This is a genomic window from Pseudopedobacter saltans DSM 12145 (assembly GCF_000190735.1).
Taxonomy (GTDB): domain Bacteria; phylum Bacteroidota; class Bacteroidia; order Sphingobacteriales; family Sphingobacteriaceae; genus Pseudopedobacter; species Pseudopedobacter saltans.
Map to the genome: position 1 here is coordinate 3,530,384 of NC_015177.1, position 15,261 is coordinate 3,545,644.

13 protein-coding genes are annotated in these 15,261 nt (G+C 35.4%); 4 read left to right on the forward strand and 9 right to left on the reverse strand.

The features are described from left to right. Positions 1-96 precede the first annotated feature (96 nt). The 5 genes from PEDSA_RS15005 to PEDSA_RS15025 all read right to left on the reverse strand — a co-directional run bounded on the left by PEDSA_RS15005 (position 97) and on the right by PEDSA_RS15025 (position 4,796). Positions 97-933: an N-acetylmuramoyl-L-alanine amidase gene (locus PEDSA_RS15005; RefSeq protein ID WP_041537108.1), complete on the reverse strand. Its 837-nt coding sequence runs from the start codon at positions 931-933 to the stop codon at positions 97-99. 87 nt (positions 934-1,020) lie between these two features. Next, positions 1,021-2,034 carry an inorganic phosphate transporter gene (locus tag PEDSA_RS15010; protein ID WP_013634009.1) on the reverse strand — a complete coding sequence of 338 codons (1,014 nt, stop codon included), beginning with the start codon at positions 2,032-2,034 and terminating at the stop codon, positions 1,021-1,023. Between the two features lie 25 nt (positions 2,035-2,059). Further along, positions 2,060-2,701, reverse strand: coding sequence for a DUF47 domain-containing protein (locus PEDSA_RS15015; RefSeq protein WP_013634010.1), 642 nt, complete (start codon positions 2,699-2,701; stop codon positions 2,060-2,062). Between the two features lie 104 nt (positions 2,702-2,805). Beyond that, entirely contained in the window at positions 2,806-3,867 is a 1,062-nt protein-coding gene (locus PEDSA_RS15020) for a sensor histidine kinase (protein WP_013634011.1), read from the reverse strand. A gap of 281 nt (positions 3,868-4,148) precedes the next feature. Beyond that, positions 4,149-4,796: an HD domain-containing protein gene (locus PEDSA_RS15025; protein WP_013634012.1), complete on the reverse strand. Its 648-nt coding sequence runs from the start codon at positions 4,794-4,796 to the stop codon at positions 4,149-4,151. Between the two features lie 499 nt (positions 4,797-5,295). On the opposite strand from PEDSA_RS15025, the gene def reads away from it, so the two are divergent. Next, positions 5,296-5,862 (forward strand): peptide deformylase, encoded by a 567-nt coding sequence (gene def / locus PEDSA_RS15030; protein WP_013634013.1) that lies wholly within the window; start codon positions 5,296-5,298, stop codon positions 5,860-5,862. Positions 5,863-5,957: 95 nt separating this feature from the next. Here def and PEDSA_RS15035 read toward each other — a convergent pair whose 3' ends face one another. From PEDSA_RS15035 to PEDSA_RS15045, 3 genes are all read right to left on the reverse strand, one after another. Beyond that, positions 5,958-6,590, reverse strand: coding sequence for a hypothetical protein (locus tag PEDSA_RS15035; RefSeq protein ID WP_013634014.1), 633 nt, complete (start codon positions 6,588-6,590; stop codon positions 5,958-5,960). Between the two features lie 126 nt (positions 6,591-6,716). Then, on the reverse strand, positions 6,717-6,986 hold the full coding sequence (locus PEDSA_RS15040) for a NifU family protein (protein WP_013634015.1): 270 nt from the start codon (positions 6,984-6,986) through the stop codon (positions 6,717-6,719). A 35-nt stretch (positions 6,987-7,021) separates the two neighbouring features. Next, positions 7,022-8,083, reverse strand: coding sequence for an Mrp/NBP35 family ATP-binding protein (locus PEDSA_RS15045; RefSeq protein ID WP_013634016.1), 1,062 nt, complete (start codon positions 8,081-8,083; stop codon positions 7,022-7,024). Positions 8,084-8,200: 117 nt separating this feature from the next. Here PEDSA_RS15045 and PEDSA_RS15050 point away from each other — a divergent pair, with 117 nt between their 5' ends. Both PEDSA_RS15050 and PEDSA_RS15055 read left to right on the forward strand, forming a co-directional pair. Beyond that, positions 8,201-10,330 carry a biosynthetic peptidoglycan transglycosylase gene (locus PEDSA_RS15050; RefSeq protein ID WP_013634017.1) on the forward strand — a complete coding sequence of 710 codons (2,130 nt, stop codon included), beginning with the start codon at positions 8,201-8,203 and terminating at the stop codon, positions 10,328-10,330. A gap of 90 nt (positions 10,331-10,420) precedes the next feature. Next, positions 10,421-12,202, forward strand: a complete 1,782-nt coding sequence (locus PEDSA_RS15055; protein WP_013634018.1) for a glycoside hydrolase family 15 protein — start codon at positions 10,421-10,423, stop codon at positions 12,200-12,202. Positions 12,203-12,215: 13 nt separating this feature from the next. Here the strand turns inward: PEDSA_RS15055 and PEDSA_RS15060 are convergent, their stop codons facing one another. Next, positions 12,216-14,414 carry a bifunctional alpha,alpha-trehalose-phosphate synthase (UDP-forming)/trehalose-phosphatase gene (locus PEDSA_RS15060; protein WP_013634019.1) on the reverse strand — a complete coding sequence of 733 codons (2,199 nt, stop codon included), beginning with the start codon at positions 14,412-14,414 and terminating at the stop codon, positions 12,216-12,218. Positions 14,415-14,566: 152 nt separating this feature from the next. On the opposite strand from PEDSA_RS15060, the gene PEDSA_RS15065 reads away from it, so the two are divergent. Then, positions 14,567-15,205, forward strand: coding sequence for an NAD(P)H-dependent oxidoreductase (locus PEDSA_RS15065; protein ID WP_013634020.1), 639 nt, complete (start codon positions 14,567-14,569; stop codon positions 15,203-15,205). Positions 15,206-15,261 lie beyond the last annotated feature (56 nt).

Genomic DNA, 15,261 nt, shown 5'->3' on the forward strand with positions numbered 1-15,261 from the left:
AAGGTTATTAGAAAATATTGAATCCAAGTCTTATTTTATCGATATAAAACTAAAATACAATTCGATAGCCTTATATTATAATAATATTGAAGAAAACTAGTATTTACGATATAGATTATATAAAACGCAAAGGTCCCAGGTTCCCATCAGAGGGATTAAATCTTTTTGTACAAAATGCCTTTTAAATGCAATTATTGCGGCTGGTAAATCCGAAACATCATACCCAATTCTTCTTAATGCAGCTTCTACGTCAAAATTCGATGGGGGCAACTGATCAGGTAAATCGTACCATAATCCAAATCCGGCCCTTGCCAGTTTTTCCCATGGAAACAGGATACTTGGATCGGATTTTCGCCTTGGCGCGATATCCGAATGCCCGATAAAGTTTGCTGCAGGAATATTATAATCTCTTTTTAGTTTTTCTAAAAGTAACAGTAAAGTATTAATTTGAGCATCAGAAAAAGGTTCAAATCCATTATTGTCCAGTTCTATTCCTATAGAACACGAATTCATATCAGTCATATTTCCCCACTTTCCAGCTCCCGCATGCCAGGCTCTCAACTCGTCGCTCAACATCTGTACTAAAAAACCATCTCGCCCAATTACATAATGAGCACTAACTTGCGTTCTTTCTAATGTAAACGTTTTTATGGTTTGTTGTATCGAGTCTTGTGCGGTATGATGTATGATAACAAAAGAGGGCTTTCTCGCGCCAAAGTTTACCGTAGGAACAAAACTGGAAGGCACTTGGTTTCCCAGAGAATCCACCAGGACTGGAGCAACATTTACGGAAAGCTTTTCTGTAACCTCACTAACAATAGTTTCTTGCTTCTTCTGCGCTTCACTATATTTATTTTTAACCTTTGGAGAACATGAGCTAAGCAGGAATGAACAACCGCTAATTATTATAACTGACTTTAAGAATAAATTCATACAAAAAATATCTGCAAAATAACGCAAAAAATAAGGGCTTAAAAAGTTTAAACCCTTTTAAGCCCTCAAATGTTTTTATTTTGTTTTTTATCCAAAAATGTAATGGATTACAGCGTATAAAATCCCTGCAAATGTTGCAGAAACCGGAATTGTTAAAACCCAAGCCCAAATTAAGCTATAGGTAACACCCCATTTTACGGCTGAAAAGCTTTTTGTAATACCCACACCTATAATCGATCCTGTGATTGTATGCGTTGTAGAAACTGGAATTCCGAAATGTTCTGTAATACCTAGAGTAACAGCACCTGCCGTTTCAGCACTTACGCCTTCCAAAGCTGTAACTTTAGTGATTTTTGTTCCCATTGTTTTAACGATTTTCCAACCGCCACTCATCGTTCCAAAAGCTATCGCAGCATAACACACTAAAGGAATCCATTCTGGCATATGATCGCCATTTACCAATACCCCACCTGCTACCAACGAAACGTAGATAATTCCCATAACTTTCTGAGCATCGTTACCTCCATGAGCAAAACTTAATGCTGCAGAAGATACCAATTGTAGTCTTTTGAACCACTTCTCGGCTGTTGATGGTCTGGCGTATCTCGCGATATTAATAATTATTAAAGTAATGATTACCGATATCAAAGCACCAATAACAGGGGCCAAAACGATAAATGAAACTGTTTTTAGGATAGGGGATAGGTTGATTGCCTCTAAAACATTATCTCCTAATACCAGAGCATGCGCTATACCTGCACCGGCAAAACCACCAATAAGCGTATGAGACGAGCTGGAAGGAATACCATAATACCAGGTAAATAAGTTCCAGCCAATAGCTGCGCTTAAACCTGCTAAAATTACTTCTAAGTTGATATAGTCTTCTACAACCGTTTTCGCTATTGTATTGGCAACCTTATGATCTGTGAAATAAAAATATGCAGCAAAGTTGAAAAGTGCTGCCCATAATACTGCCTGAAAAGGAGTTAATACCTTTGTAGAAACAATTGTCGCAATTGAATTAGCTGCATCATGGAAACCGTTAATGTAATCAAAAGCAATAGCCATTATGATTACAATTACAAGAAGTGTTGTTACCATTTTTTTCTTTGTTTAGAACTTTAGATTATGCATTCTTTACAAGAATGGACTCCATCACATTTGCCACGTCCTCGCACATATCAGTTGCTGTTTCTAACGCAGAAAGTACTTCTTTATATTTTATAATGTTTTTAGCATCTTCTTCGTAATCGAACAATTCGCCTACAGCTTTGTCAAAAACGTAATCGGCCTGGTTTTCTATACTATTTATTCTAACACAAGAATCGGTAATTACACGAATATTTTTAAGATCTTTTAGTTCGCTTACTGCTTTATAAACTTCTTTACATCCTTCTTTAACAAGTTCACCTAACTTCTTAACGGGTTCTGTCATCAAATGAACGTTATATAATAACATTCTGTTCGAAGAGCCATGTATATAGTCAGCGATATCATCTAAAGCGGCTGCTAATTGGTGAATATCTTCTCTATCAAATGGAGTAATAAACGTTTTGCTTAATTCCAAATAGATAGCGTGTGTTATTTCATCTCCCTTTTGCTCCAGGCGCTCAATTTCTTTGTGTAGTTTCTCTCTGTCTGAAGAAGGATCGCTGTTTACAAGAGCTTCCAGCTTGTCAGCCATATCCATTAAATTTGAGCTTGCTTTTTCAAAGAGAGGGAAAAACTTTTTGTCTTTCGGTATGAAATAAGAAAATATACTATTCATTTCTTTATGTATTTGCCCCAAAAATAAAGCGCCAATGTTAAGTTAATGTTAACTTTTCGGACACATCCATCACACACTCTAAAAGCTTACATTTATTTGAAGATTTACAAATCTTTAATTAATGGTATTGTCGATAAAGGAGTTTTCGCTTTTTGTAAAGTAAATCCAAACGTTGAACCGATTCCTGGCGTACTTCTCACATTAATGGCTTGATCATGTGCTTCTACAATATGCTTTACAATAGCAAGCCCCAAACCTGAACCTCCTATATTTCTTGACCTGCTAAAATCTGTTCTGAAAAATCTTTCGAAAAGTCTTTTTAAATTTTTTTCCTCTATCCCAATACCATTATCTGTCACCTCCACAAGAATTTGATCATGCATTTCGAAAACGGTGACAAATGTTGTTCCATTCTCTTTTCCATATTTTATAGAGTTTCCAATAAGATTTACCAATACCTGCCTTATTTTATCCCTATCCGCCATTACAAATGTCGGCACATCGTATTTTTGCTTAAAGAGCAACTCAATATGATGCTTCTCCGCTTCAAGCTCCATCAACTCCAACACTTCTTTTATTAATACAGTGATATCAAATTTCTTGATATTTAAAGGAATCTCCCCGCTTTCGAGTTTAGAAATTTCATCAAGATCCTTTATCAAAATACTAAGCCGGTCTACATTATTAGAAATCTTTTTCAAAAATCTTTGAGTTTCTTCCACATCAGTCAAGTCGCTATCTTCTAATACCTCCAAGTATCCGCCAATAGAAAACAGGGGCGTTTTCAACTCATGAGATAAGTTAGTAAGAAATTCCTTCCTAAAAATTGCCTCTCTTTTAAGCTCATCAATCTCTATTTTCTTTTCTTTAGCCCACTCCTTCACTTCCTGTTCTACATCGTTAATAGGATCGGGAGAAACATACTCTCCCAAAGCATCTTTTAGATCTTTACCCAATTTTAAACTATGGATTAGCTTGTATATGATTTTAATTTTAGAATAAACGTACTTTTCCATCAATATGTAAAACACAATGAAACTTACAAACAGGGAGATAAAAGACGTAATCGCAAAATAAAACCAACTGTGCTGAAAATAGTAATTGACAATTCCGATAGACAGGGATACCGCCAATGCATTTAAAAAAACAAGCGTCCGAAGCTTCATATTGAAAAATTTAAATCAATCTAATATACCACTTAAAAAAGGGAGCAAATATCTGTATAAGACCGTTAAAAAATCGTTATCAAAACATTATCCTTATGTTTACTTTTATTCTTCAGGAACATTTATAGAATTCCAAATCAATCTTAATTCGTAAAACCTTTTTTCTATGCCTCCCCCTGTTAAAAGTCCCCTGCATAAAAAAACTATGTTCTCTTCATAAATCCAACCCAGGCAAATAATAAGCAATTGTCTAGCCACTTATAAGACTTATAAATCAAAAACTATTTATTGCCTTCCCATTCGTCAAAAAACTGATCGAGAAAGTTTTGCATAAAGCGATGTCTTTCTTCCGCCATACGTTTTCCTGCTAGCGTATTCATCTTCTCTTTTAACAATAATAATTTCTCGTAAAAATGATTTATTGTAGGAGCTGAAGAATTCTTGTATTCTTCTTTATTTTGGTTCGGATTCGGTTTTATTTCCGGATCATAAATTAACCGGTTTTTAAAGCCTCCATAATTAAATGTCCTCGCTATACCAATTGCTCCAATTGCATCCAGTCTGTCTGCATCCTGTACCACATTCATCTCTGGCGATGAAAATGGGACTGAGCCTATTTGAGCTTTAAAAGACATATATCGAATAATATTGGTAACATGAATGGCAATATCTTCATTCACTCCTATAGTTTTAATAAATGTATATGCTTTCTGAGGGCCTATATCTTCATTTCCGTCATGGAACTTAGCATCTGCAATATCATGAAGTAAAGCGGCAAGCTCGACTACCAGGAGGTTAACTTTTTCCTCTTTTGCAATATGCTTCGCCATCTTCCAAACACGTTCCACATGAAACCAATCATGACCGGATTCTGCTTTCGTTAGTTCCTTCTTGACAAAATTTATGGTGGCGGTGATTTTTTTCTCCATTTATAACAAAGAAAGAGATTGTTTCCGAAATTTAATAGCCCCACCAAGATTAAGATTGAGAAATACAGTTTTTAGTGCTTGACGAAATGAGGAGTACCGCTGTGTTTACTAAAATGCATCCTTCGTTTAAAGAAGCTTTAAAGCTCCTTTGGAGATGCTTCAAACAAATGAGTAGGATTTTCGTCCATCGTTTTTCGTTTATTATCAATTGTCAATTCTTTACGGGTCAACAAATTATACTTAAAATTTTAGGCAACGATAAAGCTACCAAACTGCTTAGGGATTCCTTTTAGATTTTGAATAGTTTTCTCGAATCAGTTCCGAAAAAGACTCGACCAAAATTCAATCGTTTTTGAATGTTTTTCTTAATGGGAACTTCTTAGCTTTCTATTTATTCTTTCAGGCTGAAACTTTTAAATATCTAATAGCTTTTATGATTAAGTACGTCTTATTAGATTCAAATAGAAATCTGCAAAACTATTTTTCGTAATTTTGCAAAATGAAATTACCAATAGTTGCGTACGGTGACCCAGTTTTAAAGAAAGTCGCTGTTGATATAGAAAAAGACTATCCAGAGCTTCCTGCTCTTATAGAAAATATGTTTGAAACCATGGATAACGCAAATGGTGTGGGTTTGGCTGCCCCTCAGATTGGGTTATCTATTAGATTATTTGTAATTGACGCGACTCCTTTTGCAGATGAGGATGCTTCTTTGGCCAGTTTTAAAAAGATATTTATCAATCCAATAATTACCGACGAAAGTGGTAAGGAGTGGAAGTTTAACGAAGGTTGTTTAAGTATTCCGGATATTAGAGAAGATGTTTCTAGAAAAGAGCAAATTACCATTTCTTATTTTGATGAAAACTGGATTCATCATGAAGATACATTTAACGGATTGGCAGCGAGAGTTATCCAACACGAATACGACCACATCCAGGGTAAGTTATTTACAGACAGAATAAGCCCTTTAAAGAAAGCTATGTTAAAAGGGAAATTAGATGCTATTGTTAAAGGAAATGTAAATCCTGGCTACCGCATGAAGTTTGCCAAAGCCAAAAGAAAATAAGTTTTTTGGATAAAGAGAGTTTGATGCTAATATTTTCAACATCAAGCTTTCTTAAATATTGACATGCATGTATCTGTTAATTACAGTACTCAATCTTATTTAGATTTATTACTTTTTCCTTCGGAAATTTGCTTTAAGAATGCCGCCCAGGCTAAAGGGTTCAGCAAAGGATTCGTTTGTACCATATTTTTATTGGACAATGCTATATGTTGATTTTTAAAACTTAGGCCCTGAATTTCTGCTCCGTCCATAGGAACTCCAAACGTCATAGCATCGGACATTGTTTTCTTCACATTCTTTTTGGCTATTTCCAAATCATCATCGGCGAATTTCATTGTCATGAAATCATGCTTAAACTCGTCTGTACTTGCCCATGGAAAAACGCGAACTACAGGCAATTCAATATTGTCAGATTTCATCTTAACAATAGCTGTAAATTTGTTATCCTTGATATTATACGGGATAACAACAACTGCTTTTTTATAACCAATAGACGTAAAAATAATGCTATCACCTTCGTGAGCGACAAAAGAATAATAGCCCTTATAATTCGCTGCATAGGTTTTCCCCGCAGTAGTATTATTAAGTGTTACGTATGGAATTACCGAGTTGCTATCAACATCGTAAATCACTCCAGAAAACTGCACTATTTTTTTATCTACACTATTCTGGGCCGCAGCAACGTAGGTTATCAAGGTAAAAAACAATATGTACAGTATCCTAATCATTTTATTTTTCAGAAAACTAAAATAACAAAAGAAGCGCCTATCTCCTGTTAAATATTGTTAAAGCAAAAAGCCTCAGCACATAGCATAAGGCTCTTAATGTGTATCTCTAATAAAGATTAGCAATAATTATACCGCTGATGTACCTGCTTCTTCCAGATTAATCGCTTCAACAGCGGTAATAGAGGGAACAGCTTTTTTTACGGCCTGTTCTATACCTGCTTTTAAAGTCATAAAGCTCATTGGGCAAGAGCCACATGCTCCCAATAGTTTAAGCTTCACAACATTATCGTTGGTGATTTCTTCTACTGAAACATTTCCTCCATCGGCAACTAAATATGGTCTTATGGTATCTAACGCTCTTTCAACCTCATTAAATAAATTATCTCTTGATTCCATATGCATTCCTTTTTATAAAAATAGTGAATTTGGGCCTATTTTGCAATTCCGTTATTAATAGCTATTTGCTGTGCTACTTTTTGCGCCAGATCAACAAATATTTTGGACATGATACTGTTTTTGTCCAATGCAATTGGTTGGCCTCCATCACCAGCTTCGCTGACACTCTGTACCAATGGTATCTCTCCTAAAAATGGTACTTTAAATTTTTCTGCCATTTTTTTTCCTCCCTCTTTACCAAAGATATAATATTTATTATCAGGCAATTCCGTAGGGGTGAAATATGACATATTCTCTACTATACCCAAGATTGGAACATTGATAGCGTTCATCATAAACATTCCCAAACCTTTAGTAGTATCAGCCACAGCAACCTGCTGAGGGGTGGTAACAATAATAGCTCCCGAAATTGGATAGCCCTGTGTGATAGTGATATGAATATCCCCAGTTCCCGGAGGTAGATCTACTACAAGATAATCCAATTCGCCCCAGTCTGCATCGTTAAATAATTGCTTAACTGCGTTTGAAGCCATTGGACCTCTCCAAGGTACAGGCTGATCTGGGTCTGTAAAGAATCCTAATGAAAGTATTTTAACTCCATATTTCTCAATAGGTTCTATTAAAGTTTTTCCGTTAACTTCAGAAGCAAGAGGCTTAGCATCTTGTACACCAAACATAATCGGAACAGACGGTCCGTAAATATCCGCATCAATTAAACCCACTTTTGCTCCATTTAAGCTTAAGCCAATCGCCAAGTTTGCGGCTACTGTAGATTTTCCTACTCCGCCCTTACCTGATGAGACCGCTATGATATTCTTTATATTTGGAGAGAACTGTTTTACCGGAGACGTAACCCGGCTTGTCATATGTATACTGATTTCTGCATCCTGACTTACAAAATGCTTTACTGCATTTCGACAAGCATTCTCTAGCATTTCCTTTAATGGACATGCAGGTGTAGTAAGCACAACAGAAAAACTAACCTTATTTCCTTCTATTACAAGGTTTTCTATCATATTTAAAGTCACCAAATCTTTTTTCAGATCCGGATCCTCAACATTTCTTAAAGCATCTAATACCTTTTCTCTCGTAATCATTGTATAAAAGTTTATACAAAGCTACTAAAACACAATTCATAAATTTGCGTTTAGGTCTTGTTTTTGAGATATATTGGTTGATTTAGAAAGTTTTTTAATACTTTTCGGCATTATTTTATGAGCAGTTTTTTTAGCAGATCAGGATTGAGAAAATTTAAGAAGCCTCTTATAATCGGCCTTTCTATAGTCGTAGGTCTATTTCTTTGTGTGGGCACTTATGCTTATTTGAAAAGAGAAACTTTGTTAAATAAGGCTGTTTCAAAAGCCATTGTTCTTGCGAAATCACAATATAATTTAAATGTCAATTTTGGACATTATGGATTTAGCGGCTTTTCCGCAGTGAATTTTAAACAGATTACTGTAGTTCCCGAGGACAGAGATTCTCTTGCTAAAATTGATGATCTGACCGTGGACGTAAAGCTTTTCCCTCTGATATTTGGAAAAATAAAAATAGCTGAACTGTATCTTAACAATGGAAATATAAATCTTGTAAAGAAAGACAGTATCAGCAATTATGACTTTCTTTTCAGAAAAGATTCATCAAAAAAATCAGATAATAAAGAAGTCGATTTTGCTGGCTTTGTCAACAAACTGGTACATCAGGTATTAGATAAAATACCGGAAGACATGGCTGTTAGAAACTTTAATATTTCTTATAAAAGCGACACCTCATCGGTGACTATTTTCACTCCCGAAGCTAAAATTATAAATAAGGAGTTGTTTTCTAAGATAGAAATCAATGGCAAAGCCGCTGTTTGGCATGTAAATGGATTCGTCGATCCGTCCGATGAGAGGATAGACTTGAAGCTTTTTGCAGAAAATAACAAAGTTGAACTTCCGATTTTGGAACAAAAATACGGTCTTAAACTTAACTTCGACACCGTGGAAACGGTTTTAAAAAGTGTAAGAAAACATGGCAAAACACTGGATATTGAAGGGAATTGGTCTATAAAGAATCTTTTAATTAACCATCCAAAAATTTCATCTGATAATGTTATTGTTCCCAACGCTAGCGTCGACGCGAAGTTTATCATCGGAAAAGATTTCTTTTCTATAGACAGTTCTACAGTTGTAAAGGCCGGCTTGGCAGAGTTTAATCCTTTTGTAAAGATCACCTTGCGGCCACATAAAACCTATGCTTTAAAACTGAATATACCACAACAGAAAGCTCAAAATATATTGGATGCATTCCCTGTGGGCCTTTTCGAATCTTTGGAAGGCTTAAAAGTTGCGGGTGATATTGGTTATAATCTGGATTTCTATTTTGATACCAAACTTCCTGATAGCGTTACGTTAAACTCTACCTTAAGTCCAAGTAAAGATTTTAGAATTGTGCAGTATGGAAAAACCAATCTTCAAAAAATAAATGGAGATTTTGTATATACTCCTTACGAAAAGGGTAAGCCTGTAAGAGATATTTTGGTTTCAGATGCTAATCCTAATTTCGTTCATCTGGAAAATATATCACCAAATCTTAAAAATGCACTTTTAACCGCAGAAGATCCATCGTTTTTTTCTCACAGAGGGTTTGTTGAAAAATCAATAAAACAATCCATTACTACTAATTTTAAATCGAAATCCTTTAAAAGAGGCGGGAGTACCATATCAATGCAACTGGTAAAAAATGTTTTTCTAAACAGAAACAAGACTATTGCCAGAAAAGTTGAGGAAATGTTGATTGTTTGGCTTATCGAAAATCAAAAGCTAAGTACTAAATCAAGAATGTTCGAAGTATATCTGAATATTATTGAATGGGGAAGAAATATATACGGGATAAAGGAAGCGGCTAATTATTACTTTGGTAAGTATCCGTCTGATCTTAGCGTTGGCGAAAGTATTTATCTAGCAAGCATTGTCCCAAAACCAAAATCTTCTTTATACGCCTGGCAATCGGACGGCTCTTTGAAGCCTTATTTACATGGCTATTTTAATCTTATAGGTAAGCTTATGGCCATGAAAGGCTATGTAGAGCGAGATTCCAGCTCATATGGGTTTTATGGTGTAAGATTACGAGAAAGTTTAAGACAACAGATAGCGCCTGCCGACAGCTTAGCTACTGATAGCCTTAATGAGGATTCGGATGAAGACATTTTTAAATTCTTTAATATCAAGAAGGATTCGGTAACACAAGCCGCTTTAAAATTAAAGGAAATCTTTGGTGGGAAGAAAGATACTATCGAAAAATCTGCAAAAGAACTTCGCCAGGAAAGGCGGCAAAAACGGAGGGAGGCTAGGAATAAAGAGTAGCCCAAAGGGATAAATTCATTTTTATTAAAACTATTTCCGGTATCATGTTTTTATAATAAAGAGACTTAAGTTTATTATAAAAGTTACTTTATGGAAAGACACATCTATCGGACAGGAATAATCGGAAATTGCTCTTATATTGCTCACGTACATCAAAACACTAATATTTCCTGGCTATGCTGGCCCCAATTCGACAGTTCATTTGTTTTTGGGACATTATTGGACGATGAAAAAGGCGGTGAATTTTCTATTCTCCCACCACACAAATATGTTAGTAATCAGTATTATTTAGAAAACACCAACATCCTGTGTACAGAAATTACAACGAAGCAGGGTAAATACAGAATAACAGACTTCGCACCACGTTTCCAGCAATTTGAAAGATTTTTTAAGCCTTTGATGCTGGTTAGAAAAATAGAACCTTTAGAAGGCATACCCAGAATAAAAATTAAATGCAATCCGGTTTATGACTATGGGAAAACTAAACTGGAAAAGCAGCGAGGAAGTAATCACATAGAATATATCGGCGCAGACGAAAAAATCAGGCTCTCAAGCAACGTGTCTCTGTCTTATATTTTAGAAGAAAAACCTTTTGTTCTGGATAGTACAAAATATCTGGTATTTACTTATGGGAAACCTCTGGAAGCCCCAATAGAAACAACCTGCGAGAGTTTTTTAAGCAAAACCAAATTCTATTGGCGAACGTGGATAAAACATTCATCGATAGGGGAGTTTTATCAGGAATATGTTATCCGATCTGCTTTGGCTTTAAAAATCCATCAGTTTGAGGACACGGGAGCCATAATTGCTGCAAGTACAACAAGCTTACCCGAACATCCGGGAAGTGGCAGAAATTGGGATTACAGGTATTGCTGGTTAAGAGATACTTATTATGTCATCAGCGCACTAAATTATATAGGCCACTTTGAAGAAACCGAAAATTACTTCGATTATATAACAAATATATCTTTTGACGGTGGCTGGCGATATCAACCTTTATATAGCATAACGCGGGACGATAATTTAAAAGAAAGGATTGCCGATCATTTATCTGGGTATCTTGGAAACAGCCCTGTTAGAATTGGGAATCAGGCTTATGAGCATATTCAGAATGATATTTACGGACAAGCATTAATTTCCTTACTACCCCTTTATTGCGACCATCGCTTTATTTTTTCTGAAAGAAAAGACTCTGCCCAACTCGTAGACTTCGCTTTGAAAAAAATAGAAAACACGATAGATGAAACGGATGCTGGGATTTGGGAATTTAGAAATCAAGCTTATATTCATTGTTACAGTAATCTTTTTCAGTGGGCCGGCTGTAGCGCCGCAGCTAAAATTGCGAGAACAATTAATAATTCTGAATTGGAGGAGAAAGCTATCGCATTAATGAAAAGGGCTGCTGCGCATATAGAAGCTTGTTATGATCCGGAAAGAGAAGTTTATACCCATGCTGTAGGAAGTCCTTTTCTGGATGCTAGTACTTTGCAACTTATTATGATGAATTATCTGGATCCGAATTCCGACAGAGCAAAAAAACACCTTCTCGCATTGGAAAAAGAACTTAAAACTGAAAATGGGCTTTTTTACAGGTATCTGCATGCAGATGATTTCGGAAAACCAAAATCAACATTTTTGATTTGCGCTTTTTGGTATGTGGAAGCTTTGGCCTGTGTGAACAGAATTGATGATGCAATTGAGCAGTTTGAAAAATTAATGTCTTATTGTAATCACTTGAAGCTTTTTAGTGAAGATATTGATGAAAATACGGGAAGTCAATGGGGTAATTTTCCTCAGGCCTATAGTCATGTTGGTTTAATGAATGCTGCTCATCGCATTTCTATTAAATTAAACAGGCCTTTGTATTTATAAATCAAGAAGAGGGCTAAATACCCTCTTCTTTTTTGTTATCTATTATATTTCTCAATAATGATCTTGCCTCTTCTACATTTTTTAAATAATATTTTGCAGAAGTAACTTTTGATCCTACTTTTACCGTTATTGCTGAATGGGGTAAACTAGTAAAAATATCCTCATCTGTGTTGTCATCGCCTATAGCTAAAATAAAGTCGTAATTCTTATCCGAAATATGCGATAAAACTGCCTTTCCTTTATTTACATCTGCACTTTTAACTTCCAGAACCTTATTACCCGCCAATATCTGTAAACCACTTTCCCTTGTAAGATAACTTAGATTATTTTCTAATTCGCTCGCTCTTAATTTCCCTAAATCGGAGTCTACTTTTCTATAATGCCAGGCTAAAGAAAAACTTTTCTCTTCGATAAAAGAGCCCGGTGTTCTGTCAGAATAAGATTCAAGCATTGGTCTCACAACTTCTTTCCATTGGCTGCTTAATCCCGGTGTACTTTTAGTCCATTCTTTCTCTCCTTTATCTTTCCTCCAAACGCCATGTTCCGCAATCAAATCAATAGATAGGCTACCAAACCACTTATCTAATGTCTCCTTTTTCCGCCCGCTGATAATGACAACGTCATTATTTCCTTCTGTTAGTTTAATCAATAAATCGTATAAATCCTGATCTGGAGAGGCCTTATCTATCTCTGTTTTGAATTCAACTAGGGTTCCGTCGTAATCGAGTAAGAAAAGGCTGGATTTAGCATTTTCTTTCTTTGCTATAATCTTCTGTAAAGCATTATCATTGATTACTCTTGTTTCATTTTGTTTTTGCGTTAATTTTATTTTATCAAGCTGATCCATAAATATCTTCACCCAATGGTAAATATCAAATTTTTCTACCGTGTTGGTTAATGCAGTCATCCTTTGCCTTTGCTCTTCTTCCGGCATTTCCAAAGCCTGCAAGATTGCCCTGTATATTTCTCCAATATTATTGGGATTAATTATAATTGCTTCCGCCAGCTCTTTGGATGCACCAGCCATTTCACTTAAAATGAGTACGCCCGAGCTTCTTCTTCTACTGGCTACATATTCCTTACTTACCAGATTCATCCCATCGCGCATAGGAGTAACTAAACAAATATCCGCTCTTGAATATATTGCGGAAAGATATTCTATTGGAAAGGATCGATAAAAATATTGAATAGGGTGCCAGCTGGTGGTTCTAAACCTGGCATTTATATTTCCTACCAACTTGTCTATTTCATCTCTCAGTTCTTTATATTGTGGTATACTATCTCGCGATGGAACTACAATCATATATAAAGTTATTTTATTGATGTACTCAGGATGCCGATCTAAAATCATCTCCAGAGCTTCTATCCGCTGAATAATTCCTTTACTATAATCCAATCTGTCTATAGACAAAATGACTTTCAAGCCGTTAAAAGTCTTTAAATATTCCTGATAAATTTCCTCTACCCCCGGACATTTTGTAAGCGTTTTATACTTTCCTGCATCTATTCCCATAGGAAAAGCATCCACCATAATCTCTCGTCCCTTTTTTATTAACTTATTGGCTACACCCTGTACTTGCAATAATCTGGTACACGAACTTAAAAAATGTCTTACATCGTCATAGGTATGAAAGCCCAGTAAATCTGCTCCAAGCATTCCTTTTAATATTTCCTCTCTCCAGGGAATTAATCTGAAAATTTCAAAAGAAGGAAAGGGAATATGCTGAAAAAAACCTATTGAAACATCTTGTATGCTATCACGAATTAACTTTGGTAGCAGCAACAACTGATAATCCTGAATCCATACAGTATCTCCTGGTTGTATGTTTGCCAAAATCGCATCTCTGAACTTTTCATTTACTGCTTTATAATAATCCCAATATTTCTGCTCAAATTGCGCGTAGGTAGACATGTAATGGAAGATAGGCCAAAGAACTTCATTAGAAAAGCCTTCATAGTAATTTTGAATTTCGTCCTCGTCGAGGAACACGGGGAATAGATTTTCATCCTTTAATTTAGATGTGATTTTAGCTTTTTCTTCTTCAGTTTTAATGTCCAGACCGGGCCATCCGATCCAGATGTTTTTGTTTTGCTTGTAAATTGATCCCAATCCAGTTGCTAATCCACCTTCGCTATCCTTTAAAATAAGGTTTCCATCTTCTTCTGTAATCTTAATAGGCAGTCTGTTAGAAATAATAATTGTTTTACACATAATAAATTAGATGATTTTTTGAAGTGATGTACTATTCTTTAAGCAAAAACGGCTCCAAAATCAATCTTTATTATTATCAATTCATTGTCAAGAATCAAGAATTTATAATTATTAGATGTTTAAACATCTATTTTTGTATAAAATTTTAAATTATGACACATCAAGAAATCTTAGATAAATTAAGCTGGAGATACGCAACAAAAAAATACGATGTATCTAAAAAACTATCAAAGGAAGAATTAGATAGTTTACTATCGGCCGTTCAATTGAGTCCTAGTTCCTACGGTATACAACCTTATAAAGTGTTAGTTGTTACCAATCCTGAGGTAAGAGAAAAACTTAAGGCCGTGGGTTATAATCAGTCGCAAATCACCGATGCTTCGCATCTTTTTGTTTTTGCAGTTTATGACAACTTCGACGCTTCTCATATCGACGAATATGCACATAACATTGCAGAAACCCGAGGCTTGAAAGTAGAAGATATAGATGGATTTGTAACGTTAATGAAAAGTGTTGTTAATTCGAGAAGTGAGGCTGAATTAAAAGTTTGGAACAGCAAGCAAGCATATATTGCATTGGGCGTTTTATTAGAAACGGCTGCACTTTTAGGTTTGGATGCCAGCCCAATGGAAGGCTTTGATGCCGCTAAATTTGATGAGATTTTGAATTTAAAAGAGCAAAATCTTACTTCTGTTGTAATTGCTGGAGTAGGACACAGATCATCAGAAGATGAGGTACAGCATTACAAAAAAGTAAGAAAAGCAAAAGAGAATTTATTTATAGAAATTTAATAACAATCACCTTAAAAAAGAAAGGGGAACCAAAATAGTTCCCCTTTCTTTTTTAA

What these genes read in the sequence shown, in the direction of transcription:
- PEDSA_RS15010 (WP_013634009.1), bottom strand. Translation starts at nt 2,034, where the DNA reads ATGGTAACAACACTTCTTGTAATTGTAATCATAATGGCTATTGCTTTT.
- PEDSA_RS15040 (WP_013634015.1), bottom strand. Translation starts at nt 6,986, where the DNA reads ATGGAATCAAGAGATAATTTATTTAATGAGGTTGAAAGAGCGTTAGAT.
- PEDSA_RS15055 (WP_013634018.1), top strand. Translation starts at nt 10,421, where the DNA reads ATGGAAAGACACATCTATCGGACAGGAATAATCGGAAATTGCTCTTAT.
- def (WP_013634013.1), top strand. Translation starts at nt 5,296, where the DNA reads ATGAAATTACCAATAGTTGCGTACGGTGACCCAGTTTTAAAGAAAGTC.
- PEDSA_RS15020 (WP_013634011.1), bottom strand. Translation starts at nt 3,867, where the DNA reads ATGAAGCTTCGGACGCTTGTTTTTTTAAATGCATTGGCGGTATCCCTG.
- PEDSA_RS15035 (WP_013634014.1), bottom strand. Translation starts at nt 6,590, where the DNA reads ATGATTAGGATACTGTACATATTGTTTTTTACCTTGATAACCTACGTT.
- PEDSA_RS15015 (WP_013634010.1), bottom strand. Translation starts at nt 2,701, where the DNA reads ATGAATAGTATATTTTCTTATTTCATACCGAAAGACAAAAAGTTTTTC.
- PEDSA_RS15025 (WP_013634012.1), bottom strand. Translation starts at nt 4,796, where the DNA reads ATGGAGAAAAAAATCACCGCCACCATAAATTTTGTCAAGAAGGAACTA.
- PEDSA_RS15050 (WP_013634017.1), top strand. Translation starts at nt 8,201, where the DNA reads ATGAGCAGTTTTTTTAGCAGATCAGGATTGAGAAAATTTAAGAAGCCT.
- PEDSA_RS15005 (WP_041537108.1), bottom strand. Translation starts at nt 933, where the DNA reads ATGAATTTATTCTTAAAGTCAGTTATAATAATTAGCGGTTGTTCATTC.
- PEDSA_RS15045 (WP_013634016.1), bottom strand. Translation starts at nt 8,083, where the DNA reads ATGATTACGAGAGAAAAGGTATTAGATGCTTTAAGAAATGTTGAGGAT.
- PEDSA_RS15065 (WP_013634020.1), top strand. Translation starts at nt 14,567, where the DNA reads ATGACACATCAAGAAATCTTAGATAAATTAAGCTGGAGATACGCAACA.
- PEDSA_RS15060 (WP_013634019.1), bottom strand. Translation starts at nt 14,414, where the DNA reads ATGTGTAAAACAATTATTATTTCTAACAGACTGCCTATTAAGATTACA.